Below are 20698 nucleotides of genomic sequence, written 5' to 3'. Positions count from 1 at the left end.
AATACTAATTTATTCTAGTTTGTCAATTCTATACAGATTGGAGAAATCTTCTTCAATTTGTATCCTGAATTGTTTGCAATATTTGCAGTAATATCGAAGATCTGAACCGTTTCACCACGTGATGCTCTTCTAAGGGTTGCAGATGCCTGACTATTAAGTCGGCCTCCACTTACTTTTACAGTTGGTTGTCCTGAAACTTTAAAACTAAAGCCAGTAACGTTTAACTTAAGGTCGAAATCGAAGTCTTGTAATACAGCACCAACAGATGATTTTTCCAAACCTTCGCGTTGCATACGTACACATCCACCATCTCCATCTTCCCCACGAATGGTTCCAGAAGGTCTTGGGATATCTTTAATACGAAATTCTGCCGGAGTATTTACTCTTGCTCCGTCAGGTAACGTACCACTAGCTGTAATCGTTACAGTTCTTCCTGCACCAGGGCTCATGCTGTATTTACTTCCAGAAACCTTCGAAAGACCAGTACCCGAAGCCGTAACCTTATTGTCGGGAATACCAGGGATAGAAACCGTCATTGGGTTTACTACACCACGATATACTACATTCATCTTATCGGCTGCAATAACAGCTGAATTAGGTTTTGTAATAGTCGCAAACGCAACGTTTACCGGAATTTCAACTTCTTTACCTTCTTGTAAGAAGATTAAGTTACCTTCAATCTTATGATCTCCGGCTGCTCCAGCACTAATGTTTAATTTCACTTTACCATTTTCAATAGTATACTGCTCTGCAGAAAGTGGTCTACCATCTAAAGTAAGTTCTACTTTATTTGGTTTTGTATTTGGATCTTTACGACCTAATACGATTCCACCATCGAATTTTTCACCAGCATAAAATGCCGATTTAGATTGCTCCAGTAAGGTGTTATACTGTGTAAATGATAATGCAGAAGCCTGTTGTCCTGCTAACATTTTAGCCAACAATTCATTCTTCGTAACTTTTATATCATTCTGTAATGCCGTAAGCTTGGTTTTAGAAGCTACTAATGGAAATCCCTCGTAGTTATAATTTAACCAATCTACTTTTTTACCATCACGATTTACAACCGGTTCTGTAGAAAAGTTCTTCTCGATTGAACTCTTAATATCTGGATATGTTTCACCTAGTACCGAAGCCATTTCAGTTCTATAGGTATTAATCTGATTTAAGAATTCCTGACCTTCAGGCTTTAACTTATCACCGTTGAAAAATCTTCGATCTAAGAAATCAGGCTTATCCTGAACCTCATAATCGTTTGCCTCTTCCGGCTTTAAAGTTCCCATCATTTGACCTTTAAGGTCTGATAGATACGTATCTAAACTTTCTGAAATCGTATTTACTTGATCAGCTTTTTCTTTTACCGCAGCATATTGCTCAGGTTGCTCAACCGCTTTTTCTCCTAGGTTCTCCATGAACGCTACATTACGTTGTGTAGTTGCAACATTCGCCTCGCTCATTTTTTCGTCCAATAATCCGAAAGCCGATAATACTTCTTTTGACATGTTTAATGCCAACATTGCGATGAAAACCAAGTACATTAGGTTAATCATCTTTTGCCTTGGGGATAAACTTCCTCCTGCCATGTTAATTTGTTTTTAAATTAATAGTTAGATGGAAATTATCCTAATTTTTTGAACTCATAGCAGACAGCATACCACCATAAACACCGTTAAGTGAAGATAGGTTTGTAGCTAAATGTGCCATTTGAGATTTTAATTGTTCTGCATTTTCAGCAACACGCTCTTGTACTTCAGCCTGACGACTTGTAGACTCAACCTGTACTTTATAAAGGCTGTTAAGAGATTCCATTTGTGCAGCAGCTAAGGCCATTTCCTCGCTGTATTTTTTAGTAGAACTCATTGCTTCGGCAGTAGGAGCCATTCCTTTTGCAGCACCTTCGAAAGAACGGATACTGTCACTAAGGCTATTCATTAATTCTGAATCTATTTTAGCACCTTTCAACATTTCGTCTAATTTCTTAGATAGTAATCCTTGTGCATCTTCCGGAGCTTCTTTCTTTTTACCTGAAGCCATTCCGCCAGCTAATTCTGGATATACCAAAGACCAGTCTAAATCATCATCTACGGGCTCAAAAGCAGAGATAGCAAAAATGATCGCTTCAGTAATAAGTCCAACTGCTAAAAGGATACCACCATTAAGTGGACCAATTTCCCAGTGAAGGATTTTAAATAAAGCTCCTAAAATTACAATAGATGCTCCAAGGCCGTAAGCCATGTTAAATAATTTCTTTGATGATCTTGATTGTGCCATAATACAATAGTTTTTAGTTTAAGTTTAGTTTAAGTTTTTATTATTTAATAGATTAACGGGCGTCGCCAAAATTTTTGTTCAATGTAACATCGGTACCCATATAATCCTGAACAGTTCTGAAACCTATATAGCTTCTTGCTGAGTCTGCATATTCATAGTCACGTGTACTTACTTGTAGGAAGTAAGCAACGTCTTTCCAGGACCCTCCACGAACAACTTTTCGCGCATTGGTCGGATCATTTACATTGGGGTTCATTGTTGATGTATATTCGTAAGAAGCTGGATCGTATGAAGAAGCTACCCACTCGGCTACATTACCGGACATATTATACAAGTTGTAATCATTTGGTTCATAAGCGTCGGCTTCTACAGTGTAGAGTGCCTGATCTGCTGCGTAATCACCACGTAAAGGTTTAAAGTTTGCCATAAAGCAACCTCTATCATTTTTAGCATAAGGCCCTCCCCAAGGGTAGGTTGCAGATGCTAAGCCACCACGTGCAGCATATTCCCATTCCGCTTCACCTGGAAGACGGAAAGAGTTTATATGGTTACGTTTTTTAGATTTTTGATAAGAGTTCTTATACAAAGTTCTCCAAGCACAAAATGCTTTTGCTTGTTTCCAGTTAACTCCAACTACAGGATAATCTCCATAAGCCTGGTGCCAGAAATAATCGTTGTGCATTGGCTCGTTATAAGAATAGTTGAAATCCTTTATCCATACCGTGGTATCAGGATAAATAGAAACGGTATCTTTTTTAATAAAATCTTTTCTTCTCTTAGTCTGATCTCTCGCTGCAGACTGAATATCCATATGAGTGTATTGGAATTTCAATTTAGTAACATCGATGGTACGCTGACCATTGTAAGCCTCCTCTGCAGGAATATACATACTATCCATTACCTCTGAGTAATACTCATCTGGATATTCGGAAGTATCCCAAACTAGATCGATATTGTTATTGATTTTTCGACCCGCATAATAATCTTCTCCCATTCCGAAGTAATTATCATACATGTATTGGTCGTAAGGAGTCATTTCTTCGTTTTCCTGATCCAGGAAAGCAAAATCACCAACACCACTGTCTCCAGGTGTTGCTCCTACTTCGTCGGCCATGATAGCAAGACGTAGTCGTACTGTAGAATCACGAACCCACTCTACGAATTGACGATATTCGGCATTCGTTATTTCTGTTTCATCCATATAAAATGAACGGACAGTAACAGTTTTAGTTGGGGCATCATTTACGGCGACAAAATCATCATCAGACTTACCCATGATAAAAGACCCACCAGGGATAAGCGTCATTCCATAAGGTTTTTCGGGATACCATTTTTTACCTTTTGCTCCGACTAGTTCTCCTCTATCTGATGAGTTACAACTGTACAAAAAGGCAATAATCGCAGTGAATGCAATAAACTTCTTCATAGGTATTTAGGTTAAATTTCGAGATTCAAGGGCGTAAACCTATTTATAAAAAATCAGAAAAACAACAGTTTTCTTAAAAATTCCTTAAATGCTCGCTGTTCGTTGTTTTAGTTATACTTCAATCTTTCGACGGGCTTTATACCACCGTTCAGGTATTTCCTGATTGCATGCACTCAAATATTCGCCATAAGTGCAAGGTAATAACGTTCGCCTTTTTAATTTATTATTAACATTTAAAATAAATGGCATTTCTAACCACCATCTACCCGTAATATTGCTTTTTTTGAATATTAAAATTTCCTCATCCACAGGAACTTTATAAGTAGTGTATCGTTTTTCATCCTTAAAATCCTCATCGGCAATCCTGAAGTTTACTCCTTCAATGAAATACCAGAGAATCTGCGCTACGAGCATTGACCCGCTTTCCGCGCCACTAAAATCTTTAAGTTCATATACTCCAAATGAGGTTACCCTGTTGCTAATTCCCGCATATCGTGCTATTGCACAAATCTCTTTGCCGTCAAAACCATTGGGACTTGAAGTATTCTTATAACTTATTTCTGAGCTTTTTATTGTGGTAACATCCAAAGTAACGATATCAGCATCTCTCATTATTGGTTCTACAACAGTGATATCTGCTGTTACATCCCCCAAGCGATACGCATCGAAATAAAGCTTCTCCATTAAGGAAATTTCACCCGGCGGATTAAAAAACGACTGATATCCAAGCGTACTATAATTGAATAAATTATACGGAGTGTCGACAATAATCTTCCCTACATACGAATGATTTGTAATATTAGCTTCTGCATCACCCAAATCGAATTTATTATCAATATTTACCAGATTCACCATAGAACCATGAGTATCGTACGATCTATACTGCGCATAGACTAAATCCTGACTTCCTCCCATTAACAACGGAATGATATCTTTTTTTAACAACGCTTCAGTTACAGTTTTAACAGCAAAATATGTATCCTCGACAGTATCTCCTTGTTCAATATCTCCCAGGTCCACAATTTTATGTGACCAGTTTCCTGGATAAAGTGAATATAAAGCTTTGCGAAAAGCATCGAACGAAACAACGCCTCCAATAAAATCTACGTCATTTCTATTCTCTTTGATACCTAAAATAGCAAATTTAACATCGGTAAAGTCCGGCAAATCACCCTGTGCACTATGCACGGCAATCTGCTTTCCTAGAACACCAACTGGAAGTATTTCCCGATGTGCGATTACGGATTTAGAAACTGGAGAAAGAAAATCGATCATTACTTTTTCTTAGCCGGGGCTTTCTTTTTGGTTGCCTTTTTCTTTTTAGGAGTTTTCTTTTCGATCATTGCCTGAGCTTCCTCCAGCGTGATCTTATCAACTTTAGTAGTTTTTGGTAGTTCGATCTTTATCTTACCTTTTATAAGGTTAAATCTTCCCCATCTTGCCTTCTCGAGTCGGATTCCTTCTTCCGGCCATTCGTTGATCAACTTATCGATTTCTTTTTGTTTCTTATCTTCAATCAGTTTTTCTATGTCTGCTTCGGAAAGATTATCGAAATCATATTTTTTGTTCACATTAATAAAAATGCTGTTCCATTTAATGAAAGGCCCAAAACGCCCAACACCTTTTTGAACTGGAAGTTCATCATAAAATGCAATAGGTGCATCTGCTTTTTTCTTCTCTTCAATTAGCTCTTTAGCCATTGCCATGTCAACTTCTAATGGGTCCATTCCCTTCGGAAGCGATATAAATTTCTTATCCAACCTTATATATGGTCCAAATCGTCCATTATTCACCTCAACTTCTTCCCCATCGTAAATTCCCAATGTCTTCGGAAGCTTAAATAAATCCATCACCTCTTCGAAGGTTACAAGATGCAACTGCTGATCGGGACGTAAACTGGCAAATTTCTTCTCTTCGTCATCGGGTGCTCCAATTTGAGCCATTGGCCCATATTTTCCTAAACGAACAAGCACTGGTCTTCCTGATACGGGATCATCTCCCAAAATTCGTTCTCCACTCTCACGTTCGGCATTCTCAGAAACATCTTCTACCCGTGGGTGGAATTTTCCGTAGAAATCCTTCATCATCTTCTTCCATTCCTCTTTGCCTTCAGCGATATCATCAAAATCCTGCTCAACTTTGGCAGTAAAATTATAATCAAGAATAGTAGAAAAATGCTCTACCAAGAAATCATTTACAATCAGACCAATATCTGTTGGTACTAATTTACCTTTATCCGATCCTATTGTCTCAGTTAAATTTTTATCCTTAACAGTTTCATTCTCCAAAGTGAGTTGCAAATAACCACGTTCAACTCCTTCAACGGTACCCTTTTCAACATAGTTTCTATTAATAATTGTACCAATAGTAGGCGCATAGGTAGACGGACGCCCAATACCCAATTCCTCCAATTGTTTTACCAATGAAGCCTCAGTAAATCGATACGGTGGTCTGGTAAAGCGTTCTGTAGCCGTAATATATTCGTTGTCTAAACGATCGCCTTCAGAAAGATTTGGAAGCATTCCTTCCTGTTCTTCTTCTTCAAAATCGGTTCCTTCAAGATAGACTTTCAGAAATCCATCAAATTTTATCATTTCCCCATTGGCAGTAAAATGCTCTTTTGGAGATTGAGACCCATTGACCTCAATTTTTACATTGGTACGTTCCAATTGTGCATCACTCATTTGAGAGGCGATGGTACGTTTCCAAATAAGATCGTACAATCGCGCTTGATCGTACTCGCCTTCGATTGTTTTAAGTGACATATCGGTAGGGCGAATTGCTTCGTGAGCTTCCTGTGCACCTTTCGATTTTCCTTTATAATTTCTTGGATTGCTATATTCTTTACCATAAGAACTAGAAATTTCCTTTTCGGCAGCCGTTTTAGCATCGTTCGATAGATTTACACTATCGGTTCTCATATAGGTGATAAGACCCGCTTCGTACAAGCGTTGTGCAATGGTCATGGTTTTCCCTACTGAAAAATATAATTTACGAGAAGCTTCCTGCTGTATTGTGGAAGTAGTAAAAGGTGCCGCCGGAGACTTTTTTGCCGGCTTTTTTACTAAATCTGAAACTTTATAATTAGCGGCGATATTTTCATTTAAGAACTTTTTTGCCTCTGCTTCAGTTTCAAAATTCTTAGGTAATTTTGCTTTAAATTTATTGCCTTCCGAAGTAATAAACTCGGCATCCACTCTATACGAGGCAACCGGTGAAAAGGCTTCAATTTCACGTTCACGTTCTACAATTAAACGAACCGCAACACTTTGCACGCGACCTGCAGATAAACCTCCTTTTACTTTTCTCCAGAGTACGGGAGAAAGTTCATACCCAACTAGTCTATCCAGCACACGACGGGCTTGTTGTGCGTTCACTAAATTGTAATCTATCTTTCTTGGATTTTCAATCGCTTTTAAAATAGCGGTCTTAGTAATTTCATGAAAAACAATACGTTTTGTCTTTTCATCTTTTAAGTCCAAAGCTTCGGCCAAATGCCATGCTATTGCTTCTCCTTCTCGATCCTCATCACTCGCTAGCCATACCATATCTGCTTTTTTGGCTTGAGCTTTCAACTCCTTGACCAAGCTTTTCTTGTCGCTTGGCACTATATATTTTGGCGTAAAATCTCCATCTACATCCACTCCTAACTCCTTAGAAGGCAGGTCGGATATATGTCCGAAGCTTGAAGAAACCTTGAAATCTTTTCCTAGAAATTTTTCAATCGTTTTCGCTTTCGCAGGGGACTCTACAATCACTAAATTCTTAGCCATACTTTTTTTGTTTGGGCTACAAAAGTATGTGAATTTTTTAATAACTGCCTTTCCCTTCTTAAAATTAGTCTTCAATTAACACTGTAAGACAACAATTTTAGGGACACTCATAAGGTCTAAAAAATTATTAATCATTCCATTGCTTATATCAAGCACTTCCGCTAAATTCAAGTTAACTAAATCTGAAATCACCTAAAAGTAAGCTCGCTAAAGTTCTCGATTGCGCTCGAACGGACAGAAAAAATTTGTTTTAAAATTCATTCGATTAACCGTGAATTTTTAAAAATATTCAACTAAACAGACATTAATAATGGGTCGAGATCAATTTCGTCATCAAATCCGATAGTATCTTTATATACAAAGTAAATTGGAATATGAACGAAATAAGCGGTTACAAAAACACCAACAAAGCAAAGTAAAATACCAACTTGGGCGATAATTGAGGAAATCATTACAAGTCCGAAAATTATAATCCAAAACCTATTTCCTAACTTAAACCCCGCTTTTATAATATCTGAAACACTTAGATCTTTATTGAAAGCATGAATAACGACCAATAGCTGCAGTGGCACCATCACATAAAATAACGGTAAATAACAAAGTAATGCTGCTCCTATGGCAATTCCGAAACTCGCCAATGCAAGTAGAAATATCTTTTTAAAATTACCTCCTTTTAAATATTCAAAATAGCCCTCCGTTTCGAACGATTCCCCGGTATCTACCTTTTTACAGACTTTATAAAAATGAGCTGTAATTGCAAATGCAACAGTTTGAGCAAAAAACATAATCACAAAAACAAGTAAAAAATAAAGAATAAGCAAGGGAATATAACGAACAAAATCTGGTTCTACGTTATCATAAGACCCGGGAGAATCGAATGCCCCTGCGGATATAAAAAAGATAATATAAGGGACATAAATGAGCAATATAGCAGGAATCAATACTACAATTGTAACCAGAACATGCTTCAATCCCTCTTTCCAAACAAGTTTAAAAAATTCGAAGCTTCTGGACAGTATATCACCAAAATCTGGTTTTTTGGCTTCTTCTATTTTCTGAAATATATCTTTTTGCACGGTATGTATGTTTTAAATTTCAGGAGTAAATTTACAAAAAAGGTTTCTGCCACTTTGTCACATAATCCAATTTAATTGTATCTTTGCAGTTCGCTGCTTAAAAAGGCAGCTCCTTATTTATTAATGGTCATCGCGGTCAATTTTGAAAAAGAATATGGAAGAAAAGATTATTGACGAATCCCTTCAAGGCACGGCTCTAAGCTTGAAAAATAAATCGGGTAACAGTAAGAAATTATTTATCGAGAGTTATGGTTGCCAAATGAATTTTAGCGACAGTGAGATTGTTGCTTCCATACTGGCCGATCAAGGTTATAATACCACTCAGCGACTCGAGGATGCAGATTTGGTATTGGTAAACACCTGTTCTATTCGGGATAAAGCCGAACAAACAGTGCGAAAACGTCTCGAAAAGTACAATGCCGTTAAACGCATTAACCCAGGAATGAAGGTGGGAGTACTAGGATGTATGGCCGAACGGTTAAAAGAGAAATTTCTGGACGAGGAAAAGATCGTCGATATGGTCGTGGGACCCGATGCTTATAAAGACCTCCCCAATTTGTTGAAAGAGGTTGAAGCAGGCCGTGATGCTGTGAACGTTGTACTTTCTAAAGAGGAAACGTATGGCGATATATCTCCTGTAAGACTTGGAACCAATGGTATTAACGCCTTGGTAAGTATCACCAGAGGTTGTGACAATATGTGTACTTTTTGTGTGGTGCCTTTTACCCGCGGAAGAGAACGCAGCAGAGATCCACAGAGTATTTTAAAAGAGATACAGGATCTGGCTGAAAGAGGGTTCAGAGAAATTACACTTCTCGGACAGAACGTGGACAGTTACCTTTGGTATGGCGGCGGACTGAAAAAAGACTTCGGAAAGGCTTCGGAAATGGAGCAGGCTACCGCAACTTCCTTTGCAAATTTGTTGGCAATGGTGGCTGAAGCGCAGCCAAGGCTTCGAATTCGGTTTTCCACTTCGAATCCTCAGGATATGACCGAAGATGTGCTGCATACAGTAGCTAAACACGATAATATATGCAATTATATTCACCTTCCTGTACAAAGCGGAAGCACACGCATATTGAAGGAAATGAATCGTCAGCATACGCGGGAAGAATACCTTGCACTTGTTGATAGAATTCACGAGATTATTCCCAACTGCGGAATTTCACAAGATATGATTGTTGGTTTCCCTACGGAAACTGAAGAAGACCATCAGAATACCTTAAGTTTAATGGAGCAAGTAAAGTACTATTTTGGATATATGTACAAATATTCTGAAAGACCTGGTACGATGGCTGCACGTAAATTTGAAGATGATGTTTCAGAAGAAATAAAAAAACGTCGCCTCACCGAAATTGTTGCAGCACAACGTAAACACGGAGCGTACCGAACCAATCAATTTTTAGGAAAAACCGTAGAAGTTTTGATTGAACGCGAATCGAAGAAGAACGAAAACGAATGGAGTGGAAGAAATCCGCAATCGCTAGTAGTTGTGTTTCCGAAAGAACATTACAAAGCCGGTGATTTTGTTATGGTAAAAATTAAAGATTGTACAAGTGCGACGCTCATTGGGGAGGCTATAGGGTTTTCAGAAAACAATTAAATGTTAAGAAAAATTGTTATCTTGAAATAAAAACTTAAAAAATAAGCTATGAAAAAATCACTACTACTTCTGTGTGCCATTCTGGTATTATTTAGTTGCAGCAAGAAAAACGACGATGTTGTTGAACAAGAACAACAACAAAACACTGAATTAAAGATTAAGAAGTTTGGAATTACTCAATATCATACTGGTCCTACTTCCACAGTAGAAATTATGCAAAATGATCATTATTTTGACGAAGAAGGAAAACTCATCGAGATACACGAAGTAAGCGGGAACGACGAGCCTTGGATACAAAAGCTTACCTATAACGATCTCGGACTTATTACAAGAAAAGATGACTTACCTATTGAGGGTCTAAGTCGTCATGAATATGAATACGATGCGTCCAACAGGCTTATAGAAATTATAAAATACCATCCGGATGGATCGATAGGACTTTATCGCCAATCCACTCATTATCAAGACAGCATACAAGCGACAGTCTATATAGCCACACAATTATTTTCGACCATAACATTTAAATTTAGTCCGGAAAATAACCTTATGCAAACGGTTAGCGAGAATGACACTTCCACATTCCCGCATGTCAACACTTATAATTTTATAAATGGGAATTTAATGAGTCAACAATATCAATATGCATCTGTAGTAAATATTTTAAATTTTCAATACGACACTAAAATTAATCCACTTCATGAAGTTCTGAAATCCAATTATAGAAACCTTATAATAGATAATGGATTTAGCTTATCAAGATTACCAGATTATTTCGAGTTTTATTACTCCGCAAATAATATGACTTTAAAAGAATATCCGCCGGGAAACCCGAACAAAGTCATCACTTATCAATACAACGATTTGGATTATCCCGTTAGTGCAGAAATTATATATGATGGAGATTTATACCAAAAACTCACCTACGAATATTATTAAAAATTGAGATCCCGGCATTCACAGGGAGTTTTTATGGAAAATGTACAAGCGACAAAACAACGATTCGGAATTATAGGTAACGACCCTAAACTTAATCGCGCCGTGGAAAAAGCCATGCAGGTTGCCCCGACCGATATTTCAGTATTAGTGACCGGGGAAAGTGGTGTTGGGAAAGAGAGCATTCCTAAAATCATCCATGCATTATCACATCGAAAACACGGAAAATATATTGCAGTAAACTGTGGCGCGATCCCTGAAGGCACCATAGACAGTGAGCTTTTTGGACACGAAAAAGGTTCCTTTACCGGAGCTACTTCGACCCGTAGTGGTTATTTTGAAGTGGCCGATGGTGGAACCATTTTTCTGGATGAAGTCGGAGAATTACCCTTACCCACACAGGTTAGATTGTTACGGGTTTTGGAAAACGGAGAATTTCTTAAAGTGGGATCTTCACAGCTTCAAAAAACTGATGTGCGCATTGTCGCTGCTACTAATGTTCGTATGGTTGATGCTATTAACAAAGGCAAGTTTCGAGAAGATCTCTATTATCGTTTAAGTACAGTTGAGATCAATTTACCGCCATTACGGGAAAGAAGTGAAGACATACATTTATTGTTTAGGAAATTTGCCTCCGATTTTGCAAACAAATACAAAATGCCTACCATTCGACTGGATGATAATGCGACGGACCTCTTATTAAAATATCGATGGAGTGGAAATATTCGTCAGTTGCGAAATGTCGCCGAGCAGATTTCTGTTTTGGAGCAAGATCGCGAAATTGATTACAGCACCTTAAAACATTACCTGCCAGATATGGGCAGCAATTTGCCGGCGGTTGTGAACACTAAAAAGTCTGAAAGCGATTTTAGCAGTGAGCGTGAAATCCTTTATAAGGTGCTGTTCGATATGAAACGTGATGTGAACGACCTAAAAAAACTCACCTTGGAGTTGATGAAATCTGGCAATGCTGCAAAAGTAAAGGAGGAAAATTCATCATTAATTAATAAAATCTATTCTGAAGAGGATAATGGAGAAGAGGAACTTGCTTCATTTGTTGAAGCTGAAAGTTCTTCGGAAGCTAACAGTGATGTTGAAATCCTGAATCTTGCTAAAAATGCATCTCCTGGACGTAATGACAAATATGATTTTGCTGAAGAAGTTGAAGAAGAGGAAAATCTTTCCTTACAACAAAAGGAGCTCGAACTCATCAAAAAATCGCTCGAGAAGTATCAGGGAAAACGTAAAGATGCCGCCGATGAGTTGGGTATTTCTGAGAGAACCTTGTATAGAAAAATTAAACAATATAATTTATAATTATAAGCCCTATCGCCATCAGGTATTCCTTATGAAAAAAGCAACTTACTTAATTTTTGCATTTATAATTGCTGGCGTGACACAGGGTTGCGGTATTTATTCATTTACAGGAGCCGATATTGATTATAGCACCACTAAGACATTTCAGGTAGATTACTTTCAAAATAACGCTCCTATTGTACAACCGGGAATCGCACTTGACTTTACGGTGCTGTTGCAGGATTTATTACTCAATCAGACGAGTTTGGATCTGGTAAATTCCAATGGCGATTTAGTGTACGAGGGCGAGATTATAGAATATTATATTGCACCTATAACGGCAACAGCCCAAATCACCGCTGCACAAAACCGGCTAACGATTGGAGTGAACGTTCGTTTTTACAACACTAAGGTTCCGGAAAAAGATTTTGAACAACGTTTTTCGTTTTATTTCGATTATCCCGGAAGTCAGCAACTCACAGGCAGCACTTTAGACGATGCGCTCGCTGTAATTTTTGAACGTATCACGCAGGACATTTTTAATAAATCATTAGCAAATTGGTAATATTTTGACAGCCGAAAAATATACATACCTGCTTTCACATCCTCAAAAATTGAGTGAGGACGATATGGCAATGCTAGATTCGGTGATAGAATCCTATCCTTATCTTCAAAGTGCTCGTGCGCTTCAATTAAAGGGACTCAAGAAAGCGAATAGTTTTTTATACAATGATGCCTTAAAAGTAACCGCTGCTTACACTACCGATAGGGATATTCTTTTCGATTTTATCACTTCGGAAAGTTTTATGCAGCATCAAATATCGCAGGCCATTCTGAAGCACGACACTTCTTTAAATGATTTGGAAGTCGTTTCAGAAAATGTTTCAGAAATGTTGAGCATAGAACTCGATGACAGGATCAAGGAAGAGCTTAAGAAAGCAGAAGCTATACTCGATCCCGGACTGTTTGAGCGCAAGCTTGAGGCAGTTTCAGAAATATTGGGAACAAAGATCGAATCTATAGAAATAGAGGAGAAATCACTTCCGAAGCAAGATTTAAAAGAAGAAGTAAGCGATCCTTCCGAAGTATTAGAGATTGACAAGCCTCTTGAATTCACAAAAAAAGATACGCATTCCTTTAGCGAATGGCTTCAACTAACTAAATCAAAGCCAATCGATCGTGAGGAAGCTTCAAAAGCAACTGCTCCACAAGAAAAACAAATTGATAACCAACAAGAAGAAAAAGATCGAAAATTTGAATTGATCGAAAAATTCATTCAGAAAAAACCAAAATTAGCTCCTAAACAAATATCTAAAGACTTCAAAAAAGATAAAATTGAGAACACCAATTTAGCCTCTCCCTATACACAGGCTCCAGAAGCCCTAATGACAGAGACATTGGCAAAAGTTTATTTGCAACAAAAAAATTATAACAAGGCAATACAAGCATATAAAATATTAATTTTGAAATATCCCGAAAAAAGTGGTTTCTTTGCAGACCAAATTCGGGCAATTGAGAAACTGATAAACACAGAAGAAAAATGAGTACGTTTACAATATTTTTAATTTTAATCATGATCGTAGCATTTCTACTAGTCGTGGTAATTATGGTACAGAACCCTAAAGGAGGCGGATTAGCTTCATCTTTTGGAGGTGGAGGAACACAACAAATGGGTGGAGTTCAAAAGACAACCGATTTCCTTGATAAGAGTACATGGACACTTTCAATTATAATGATTGCATTAATCCTACTTTCGAATATTCCGATCATGGGAGGGAATGCAACACAATCGAAAACTTTCGATGATACCATCCAAACGACATTACCTACAACCAACGATACGCCACCGGCGGATACAGGAGGTGATACTCCGGCTGGAGATAACTAGGATTTAAATTGACAAATTACAAGATGCCAGCTTATGACAAGCTGGCATTTTTTGTTTATATATGTCAGTTTTTAGGCGATGGCATTATTTATGTCTATTAAGTTTCAGTACAAAAAATTTAAAATTTAACCCACCTTGTCTTAGGGCAGGAAACTAAAAGATAACAAAATATGGCATTAAAAATTCAACCGCTTTCAGACAGAGTGCTTGTACAGCCACAGGAAGCTGAAACCAAGACCGCATCTGGATTGTTTATTCCGGATTCAGCAAAAGAAAAACCACAAAAAGGAAAGGTAGTGGCCGTTGGGAAAGGGAAAGAAGATTATAAAATGACTGTAAAAGTTGGTGATATCGTTCTTTACGGAAAATACTCAGGTAGTGAATTAAAATTCGATGGCACGGATTATCTTATCATGCGTGAGGAGGATATCCTCGCCATTATTTAAAAAATAATGACTCGAAAATTTCAAAAAAATAAATAACAAATTCCAAAAGAATTCAAGTCTAAACTTTCCTTTATTGGAGTTTGGATATTAAAATTTGGGATTTAATTTTTAAAAACTTTAAAAATTAATTATGGCAAAAGATATAAAATTTGATATAGAAGCTCGCGACGGAATAAAACGCGGTGTGGACGCATTAGCAAACGCAGTAAAAGTAACCTTAGGTCCTAAAGGGCGTAATGTAATTATTAGTAAATCATTTGGCGCACCACAGGTCACTAAAGACGGTGTTACAGTTGCCAAGGAAATAGAATTGGAAGATGCCCTTGAAAATATGGGCGCTCAGATGGTGAAAGAAGTAGCCTCTAAAACCAATGATCTTGCAGGTGACGGAACAACTACCGCCACTGTATTAGCACAAGCAATTGTAAAAGAAGGATTAAAGAATGTCGCTGCAGGTGCAAATCCGATGGATCTAAAACGTGGTATTGACAAAGCTGTTGCAGCGATTGTAAAAGACCTCGAAAGACAATCTACTAAGGTTGGTAACTCTTCTGAAATGATAAAGCAAGTTGCTTCCATTTCTGCCAATAATGACGAAATGATTGGGGATTTAATTGCCAAAGCATTTGGAAAAGTAGGAAAAGAAGGTGTGATCACTGTTGAAGAAGCTAAAGGAACCGACACTTATGTGGATGTTGTAGAAGGAATGCAATTTGATAGAGGATACTTATCTCCTTACTTTGTTACCGATAGCGAGAAAATGCAAACGGAATTGGAAAAACCTATGATCTTGTTATACGACAAGAAAATCTCTTCTATGAAAGATCTACTTCCCGTATTAGAGCCATTGGTACAACAAGGAAAATCGCTTCTTATCATTGCTGAAGATGTAGATGGAGAAGCATTAGCTACGCTAGTAGTAAATAAACTAAGAGGATCATTAAAAATCGCAGCTGTAAAAGCACCAGGATTTGGTGACAGACGTAAGGCAATGCTTGAAGATATTGCAATTCTTACAGGTGGAACTGTAATTTCTGAAGAGCGTGGATTCACACTTGAGAATGCGACTTTAGAGATGTTAGGAACGGCTGAAACTGTAACTATCGACAAGGATAATACCACTATCGTAAATGGAGCTGGCAACAAAAGTGACATTAAAACGCGTATAAATCAGATTAAATCTCAAATCGAAAGTACGACCAGCGATTACGATAAAGAAAAGCTTCAGGAACGTCTTGCTAAATTGGCGGGTGGTGTAGCAGTATTGTATGTTGGAGCTGCTTCCGAAGTAGAAATGAAAGAGAAAAAGGACCGAGTAGACGATGCACTTCATGCAACTCGTGCCGCTGTAGAAGAAGGAATCGTAGCAGGTGGAGGTGTTGCCTTGGTAAGAGCTATCGAAGTTCTTAAAAAAATAACTACGGAAACATTAGATGAAGCAACAGGGATACAGATTGTAGCTCGTGCTATTGAATCACCACTTCGTACGATTGTTGAAAATGCAGGTGGAGAAGGGTCTGTTGTAATCAATAAAGTTCTTGAAGGAAAGAAAAACTTCGGATATGATGCTAAATCAGAAACCTATGTAGATATGTTGAAAGCTGGTATTATCGATCCTAAGAAAGTAACTCGTATCGCATTGGAAAATGCAGCATCGGTTGCCGGAATGATCTTAACAACCGAATGTGCTCTTGTAGACATTAAAGAAGATAATTCTTCTATGCCTCCAATGGGCGGTGGAATGCCAGGAATGATGTAGGTGGCGAATCGCCACGGATAAATAAAGAGAAACTTTTTTTCTTAATCTGAAGACCTCTGTTTTAAAGCAGAGGTCTTTTTTATATACACTAAACCAAACAGTTCCCTTATTGAGAAGAACGTGCCGAAGCTTCGGGAAGGGAGAGACACTAATCAATAACTTTATTGTTAGAAAAACATCTCCCCCAAACCCCCTCTTCCGAAGAGGGGGCTATTTTCGATTCACAAGAGTAGTTCCCTCCCTTTGACCCTGTGCGCTAAAGCTGAAAGACATTCGCCTTTATTCGAATATGGTGAAATCATTTAGCGGAGGTGCAAGGGAGTCCCGATACTTCGGGAAGGGAGGGATGTTCAAACGAATTATTCTTTTCTACCTACTGATTATTTCATAGCTTTAAATCAACCAACCATTTTATTATGAAAAATCTAAACTGGAAGTATACTATCGGCGAAATACTAATTGTAATAATTGGTATTTCCATTGCCTTTAGTCTTAACAAATGTGCAGAAAACTCTAAGGATAGTAGCTTGAGAAAAGAGTATTTAATCAATATTAGAAATGATGTTCAAGCAGATAGAGAAAGGCTCATAGTAATTGAAGAAGAGCTTCAAAAAAAGATAGAAACAACATTAAAAATCCTTCCTATTTTAGGTTCAGACAGCAATGAAAAAATGCAAATTACGCGTGATATTTTTAGTGTCGCCGCTATATCAAATTTTGCAGCCAACGATGCTACCTATCAAACTTTGATCAATTCGGGAGATTTGAAATTAATAACAGATTTTGAACTAAAAAAGGCGATTCAATCACATTATTCTAATTATAAGATCATGATGAAGGACTATGAACGCCAAGAGATTATTCACAAAGAATATCTAGGAGACTATTTTATTAATAATGTAGATTACGATGCCGTCCGACAAGGGAAATTCGGTTTTTCGGACGAAAAGTTATTACGGAATATTATTCAGAGTATGAATGGTTCCTTTGGACTTAAACTGAAAGCCACTCAACAAGGAATACAAAGTTGTGATAATTTATTAATGAAGTTACCTTCCGGGAATTAATCCTCTTTCTTAAATATTCGGAATAACGAAACGGAAACGAGGGTGAGTACCACAGGCCATATCACAAAAAGATCTGACCGCATAACATCAACGCCTCCATCCGGTTGAAATGCCAACCATTTTTGCATATAGATCTCCCAAACAACTGCTGCGATTAAAACGGCAACCGTAATTATATATAATAGTATTTTCGGCTTCAGTATCATATTGTAAAAATATAAAAACCACCCGTTTTAAGGATGGCTTCTTCTTTTTTAATTTTTCTAAATTTCTATCAGGATATTTTCCCAATACGCGGTTTACCGGAATAAACCTTCTCTGGATTACTTCTTTTTAGAAGCAGTCGGAGTAGCCTTTTTAGCTGGAGCTTTCGCTGGAGCTTTTTTTGCTTGAGGCTTACTGTTTGACTTAGCTGTTGCCATAATTATTATTTTTAAATAACTAAGTAAATGTACATCACAAATCGATACGTGATATTTCTATTAGCTAAAATTTAACTAAAAAAAGTGCCTTTTAATTATAAATTAAAAGGCACTTTAAAAAATATGTTTCTTAGCTTTTAGCTATTAATTATGATCCTTTTGCACATCTTCATCCCTATATAAACAACAAGGATGTACGCTGTTATACGCTTCATCTGTCGCCTTAATCTCTTTTGTATCATGTCCTACATCGGCAATACTTTGATTTATAGCCGCAAGATCTGCTTTCCGCTCGTCGTAGATAATACTTAATTCGTGTGTTTCAACATTCCAAACAGCAGACTTCACACCTTTTGTTTTAATCGCGGCTTTTTCAATGCGTTCTTTACACATCATACAAACCCCGTCCACGTCTAAGGTGGCCTTAGCATTTTTATTCTGTCCAACCATCACAGTTCCAACAAACATTAATACTATAATTGCAATTGCTTTTTTCATCTTTTTTATATTTTAAATCTTAATCCTGCGTAATAACTACTTCCAAAAATTGGACCATAAACGAAAGAAGTATCGAAATTTGGTCCAAAGGGGTTATCGCTACTTACAATAGGATTATCCTGTTTTACATTAGTGATGTTTTCACCTCCTAAATATAGTTCAAATTTACTAGAAAAAACTTTAGTTACCTGAGCATTAACAGTTGCTACGGTTGGCGAATAATCTCTTATACTATTATTAGAAAAACGTTGCTCCCCAAGCCAGTTGTAAGTCGCATCAAATTTCCAATGCGCCCCGTTCGTTTTCAAGCTTGTTTCGTAAGAAACATTACCAAAAATTCGATGCTTGGGCGTTAAAGGTTTTTCTAATTTTTCTGAAGCGTATTGCGTTTCAACATCATAAAACTTATAAGCCGTTCGAATATCGAATCGCTCAAATACATTATAATTGAATTCAATCTGAAAACTATTCGCAAAACTATCACCCTTCAGATTGTAGAATCTAACTTCATTAGTTTGCTCCCAATCAACAACCACCTGATTTTGAAAATCGGTTCTATAAAAATCTAAAGTGACATCGGCCCTTCTTCCGAAGAGATCAAAACCCTGTAAATAAGAAACTCCATAATTCCAGGCAATTTCAGGCTCCAAACCATAAATTTCTCCACCCGTATTCAGGATTACTATATTTCTTGAGGTTGAAAACAAACCTTGATTTTCGGTAAAGATATTGGCACTACGTTTACCACGACCTATCGAGGCGCGAAATGCAGATTTATCCCAGGGCTTATACAAGGCATGTATACGGGGTGTTACAAAAGTTCCAAGTAAATTGTGAACATCAAGACGCAGCCCTGCAGTAACTGTTAGATCACTTAAATTATCGTAACTGTATTCAAAAAATCCACCAACCGAATTTTCAGTGCGATCGTAATTTGTGTCTTCAACCAATTCCTTGTAATCATCGTAAGTAGCACTTAAACCTGTTTTAAACTTATGACGGGAATCACCAATAATTGAGTTAAAGAGACCATTTCCATAGAAACTGTTATGAACAATATTATACTCACGCAATCCAAAATACGATTCCTGATCATGATTGCTGTAAGCCAATTGTAAACCCATACTTTCATAAGGAACTTCTGGATTAACATACCCTAATTTTGCCGAAATATCAATACGTTGAGTGTCAATTTCTCCACCCCAAGCATTGGTAGTTCCCTTATCCGTGTCCGGGTCAAAATTGATCTGCCCTATTTGTTTTTCATCATTCAAATACCTAAAATTCAAAAAACTCACAAAACCTTTTTCGCCATTCGTATACTGCCAGCGGTTCATAACATTGATCTGTCTCGCCAAAGGCATATCAAGGAAAGAGTCATTATTGTCATCAAATTTCTCATCCCGCATGTTCCCATGAAGATACAAACCTGTGCTCCATTTTTCGGTCACATTTGTATTAAGATGCGTGTTCAACTCGAACCTTCCATTGGCGGCACCATAAGCATTTACAAAAATTCGATCATCGGTGGTTGGCTTTTGAAGTTCCGCATTTATCTGTCCGGCAATACTTTCAAAACCGTTTACCACACTTCCCGCACCTTTCGTAATCTGAATACTTTCTACCCATGTTCCGGGGATGAAACTTAATCCGTACGCCTGTGCTGCTCCTCGAATTGAAGGTACATTTTCTGTTGTAATTAAGGTATATGGACTCGTAAGCCCTAACATCTTAATCTGTCGTGTACCTGTTATGGCATCTGCGAAATTAACGTCAATTGAAGGGTTGGTTTCAAAGCTTTCAGATAAATTACAACATGCCGCCTTCAATAACTCTGCGCTACTCACGTTGATTACGTTTTGAGCTTCAATAAACGATCTGGAAGAAGCTTTTCTTCTTGATTTAAGAACCACCTCATCCAGACTGGCGTTGGATTTCAGCCAGTGTTTAACAGGTTTATTAGTCGAAACTGTAAGTGTATCGGTTTTATAACCAACATAACTTATTACGAGTTTACTGTATTCTTCTTTATAAGGAATACTGAATGCGCCATCGAGATCGGTTACAGTTCCAATAGAGGTATCGAGCCAAAACACATTGGCGCCCGACAAGCCCATGTCCTTTCCATCCGGATTTTCTTCCATGATTAAACCGTTCAAAACTGTTTGTGCACTTGAAACAAGAGGAAACAATAGTAAGAGTAATAGTATAGGTAATCGTTTCATTTTATCTATTTAATT

Annotated in this window: 18 protein-coding genes; 9 read left to right on the top strand and 9 right to left on the bottom strand. The window is 37.5% G+C overall.

Annotated features, from left to right (window positions below; genetic code table 11):
* Nucleotides 1–14: 14 nt before the first annotated feature.
* The 6 genes from porM to BXY75_RS04665 form a co-directional block, all read right to left on the bottom strand.
* Nucleotides 15–1583 carry a type IX secretion system motor protein PorM/GldM gene (gene porM, locus BXY75_RS04690; RefSeq protein ID WP_121906523.1) on the bottom strand — a complete coding sequence of 523 codons (1569 nt, stop codon included), beginning with the start codon at nucleotides 1581–1583 and terminating at the stop codon, nucleotides 15–17.
* A 40-nt stretch (nucleotides 1584–1623) separates the two neighbouring features.
* On the bottom strand, nucleotides 1624–2271 hold the full coding sequence (porL, locus tag BXY75_RS04685) for a type IX secretion system motor protein PorL/GldL (protein ID WP_121906522.1): 648 nt from the start codon (nucleotides 2269–2271) through the stop codon (nucleotides 1624–1626).
* A 52-nt stretch (nucleotides 2272–2323) separates the two neighbouring features.
* Nucleotides 2324–3697: a T9SS ring complex lipoprotein PorK/GldK gene (gene porK / locus BXY75_RS04680; RefSeq protein ID WP_121906521.1), complete on the bottom strand. Its 1374-nt coding sequence runs from the start codon at nucleotides 3695–3697 to the stop codon at nucleotides 2324–2326.
* A gap of 111 nt (nucleotides 3698–3808) precedes the next feature.
* Complete coding sequence (locus BXY75_RS04675) at nucleotides 3809–4972, bottom strand: formimidoylglutamase (protein WP_121906520.1); 1164 nt, start codon at nucleotides 4970–4972, stop codon at nucleotides 3809–3811.
* Complete coding sequence (gene topA, locus BXY75_RS04670) at nucleotides 4972–7470, bottom strand: type I DNA topoisomerase (protein ID WP_121906519.1); 2499 nt, start codon at nucleotides 7468–7470, stop codon at nucleotides 4972–4974. The genes BXY75_RS04675 and topA overlap by 1 nt, the downstream gene beginning before the upstream one ends.
* Before the next feature lie 293 nt (nucleotides 7471–7763).
* Nucleotides 7764–8546 carry a hypothetical protein gene (locus BXY75_RS04665; RefSeq protein ID WP_121906518.1) on the bottom strand — a complete coding sequence of 261 codons (783 nt, stop codon included), beginning with the start codon at nucleotides 8544–8546 and terminating at the stop codon, nucleotides 7764–7766.
* A 154-nt stretch (nucleotides 8547–8700) separates the two neighbouring features.
* On the opposite strand from BXY75_RS04665, the gene miaB reads away from it, so the two are divergent.
* From miaB to BXY75_RS04620, 9 genes are all read left to right on the top strand, one after another.
* Nucleotides 8701–10149 (top strand): tRNA (N6-isopentenyl adenosine(37)-C2)-methylthiotransferase MiaB, encoded by a 1449-nt coding sequence (gene miaB / locus BXY75_RS04660; protein ID WP_121906517.1) that lies wholly within the window; start codon nucleotides 8701–8703, stop codon nucleotides 10147–10149.
* A gap of 48 nt (nucleotides 10150–10197) precedes the next feature.
* Entirely contained in the window at nucleotides 10198–11085 is an 888-nt protein-coding gene (locus tag BXY75_RS04655) for a hypothetical protein (RefSeq protein WP_121906516.1), read from the top strand.
* 33 nt (nucleotides 11086–11118) lie between these two features.
* On the top strand, nucleotides 11119–12399 hold the full coding sequence (locus BXY75_RS04650; protein ID WP_121906515.1) for a sigma-54 interaction domain-containing protein: 1281 nt from the start codon (nucleotides 11119–11121) through the stop codon (nucleotides 12397–12399).
* 31 nt (nucleotides 12400–12430) lie between these two features.
* Nucleotides 12431–12943: an LptE family protein gene (locus tag BXY75_RS04645; RefSeq protein WP_121906514.1), complete on the top strand. Its 513-nt coding sequence runs from the start codon at nucleotides 12431–12433 to the stop codon at nucleotides 12941–12943.
* Nucleotides 12944–12947: 4 nt separating this feature from the next.
* On the top strand, nucleotides 12948–13922 hold the full coding sequence (locus tag BXY75_RS04640) for a hypothetical protein (protein ID WP_121906513.1): 975 nt from the start codon (nucleotides 12948–12950) through the stop codon (nucleotides 13920–13922).
* Entirely contained in the window at nucleotides 13919–14266 is a 348-nt protein-coding gene (secG, locus tag BXY75_RS04635) for a preprotein translocase subunit SecG (RefSeq protein ID WP_121906512.1), read from the top strand. Before BXY75_RS04640 ends, secG begins: the two co-directional genes overlap by 4 nt.
* A gap of 170 nt (nucleotides 14267–14436) precedes the next feature.
* Nucleotides 14437–14712: a co-chaperone GroES gene (locus BXY75_RS04630; protein ID WP_121906511.1), complete on the top strand. Its 276-nt coding sequence runs from the start codon at nucleotides 14437–14439 to the stop codon at nucleotides 14710–14712.
* Nucleotides 14713–14842: 130 nt separating this feature from the next.
* Nucleotides 14843–16471 carry a chaperonin GroEL gene (gene groL / locus BXY75_RS04625; RefSeq protein WP_121906510.1) on the top strand — a complete coding sequence of 543 codons (1629 nt, stop codon included), beginning with the start codon at nucleotides 14843–14845 and terminating at the stop codon, nucleotides 16469–16471.
* Nucleotides 16472–16887: 416 nt separating this feature from the next.
* Nucleotides 16888–17538 carry a DUF6090 family protein gene (locus BXY75_RS04620; protein ID WP_121906509.1) on the top strand — a complete coding sequence of 217 codons (651 nt, stop codon included), beginning with the start codon at nucleotides 16888–16890 and terminating at the stop codon, nucleotides 17536–17538.
* On the opposite strand, the gene BXY75_RS04615 is transcribed toward BXY75_RS04620, so the two are convergent.
* The 3 genes from BXY75_RS04615 to BXY75_RS04605 all read right to left on the bottom strand — a co-directional run bounded on the left by BXY75_RS04615 (nucleotide 17535) and on the right by BXY75_RS04605 (nucleotide 20683).
* A complete protein-coding gene (locus tag BXY75_RS04615; RefSeq protein ID WP_121906508.1) occupies nucleotides 17535–17744 on the bottom strand; it encodes a hypothetical protein in 210 nt (69 codons plus the stop codon). The genes BXY75_RS04620 and BXY75_RS04615 overlap by 4 nt on opposite strands.
* Nucleotides 17745–18104: 360 nt before the next feature.
* On the bottom strand, nucleotides 18105–18458 hold the full coding sequence (locus tag BXY75_RS04610) for a heavy-metal-associated domain-containing protein (RefSeq protein WP_121906507.1): 354 nt from the start codon (nucleotides 18456–18458) through the stop codon (nucleotides 18105–18107).
* 5 nt (nucleotides 18459–18463) lie between these two features.
* Nucleotides 18464–20683 (bottom strand): TonB-dependent receptor plug domain-containing protein, encoded by a 2220-nt coding sequence (locus tag BXY75_RS04605; RefSeq protein WP_121906506.1) that lies wholly within the window; start codon nucleotides 20681–20683, stop codon nucleotides 18464–18466.
* Nucleotides 20684–20698: the final 15 nt, after the last annotated feature.

Source organism: Ulvibacter antarcticus (genome assembly GCF_003688405.1).
GTDB lineage: Bacteria > Bacteroidota > Bacteroidia > Flavobacteriales > Flavobacteriaceae > Ulvibacter > Ulvibacter antarcticus.
The sequence above is the reverse complement of the archived record's forward strand: the minus strand, read 5'-3'. Positions and strand labels throughout refer to the sequence as shown.

Coding starts and splice junctions, on each gene's coding strand:
- porM (WP_121906523.1), bottom strand. CDS start 1,583: ATGGCAGGAGGAAGTTTATCCCCAAGGCAAAAGATGATTAACCTAATG.
- porL (WP_121906522.1), bottom strand. CDS start 2,271: ATGGCACAATCAAGATCATCAAAGAAATTATTTAACATGGCTTACGGC.
- porK (WP_121906521.1), bottom strand. CDS start 3,697: ATGAAGAAGTTTATTGCATTCACTGCGATTATTGCCTTTTTGTACAGT.
- BXY75_RS04675 (WP_121906520.1), bottom strand. CDS start 4,972: ATGATCGATTTTCTTTCTCCAGTTTCTAAATCCGTAATCGCACATCGG.
- topA (WP_121906519.1), bottom strand. CDS start 7,470: ATGGCTAAGAATTTAGTGATTGTAGAGTCCCCTGCGAAAGCGAAAACG.
- miaB (WP_121906517.1), top strand. CDS start 8,701: ATGGAAGAAAAGATTATTGACGAATCCCTTCAAGGCACGGCTCTAAGC.
- BXY75_RS04655 (WP_121906516.1), top strand. CDS start 10,198: ATGAAAAAATCACTACTACTTCTGTGTGCCATTCTGGTATTATTTAGT.
- BXY75_RS04650 (WP_121906515.1), top strand. CDS start 11,119: ATGGAAAATGTACAAGCGACAAAACAACGATTCGGAATTATAGGTAAC.
- BXY75_RS04645 (WP_121906514.1), top strand. CDS start 12,431: ATGAAAAAAGCAACTTACTTAATTTTTGCATTTATAATTGCTGGCGTG.
- secG (WP_121906512.1), top strand. CDS start 13,919: ATGAGTACGTTTACAATATTTTTAATTTTAATCATGATCGTAGCATTT.
- BXY75_RS04630 (WP_121906511.1), top strand. CDS start 14,437: ATGGCATTAAAAATTCAACCGCTTTCAGACAGAGTGCTTGTACAGCCA.
- groL (WP_121906510.1), top strand. CDS start 14,843: ATGGCAAAAGATATAAAATTTGATATAGAAGCTCGCGACGGAATAAAA.
- BXY75_RS04620 (WP_121906509.1), top strand. CDS start 16,888: ATGAAAAATCTAAACTGGAAGTATACTATCGGCGAAATACTAATTGTA.
- BXY75_RS04615 (WP_121906508.1), bottom strand. CDS start 17,744: ATGATACTGAAGCCGAAAATACTATTATATATAATTACGGTTGCCGTT.
- BXY75_RS04610 (WP_121906507.1), bottom strand. CDS start 18,458: ATGAAAAAAGCAATTGCAATTATAGTATTAATGTTTGTTGGAACTGTG.
- BXY75_RS04605 (WP_121906506.1), bottom strand. CDS start 20,683: ATGAAACGATTACCTATACTATTACTCTTACTATTGTTTCCTCTTGTT.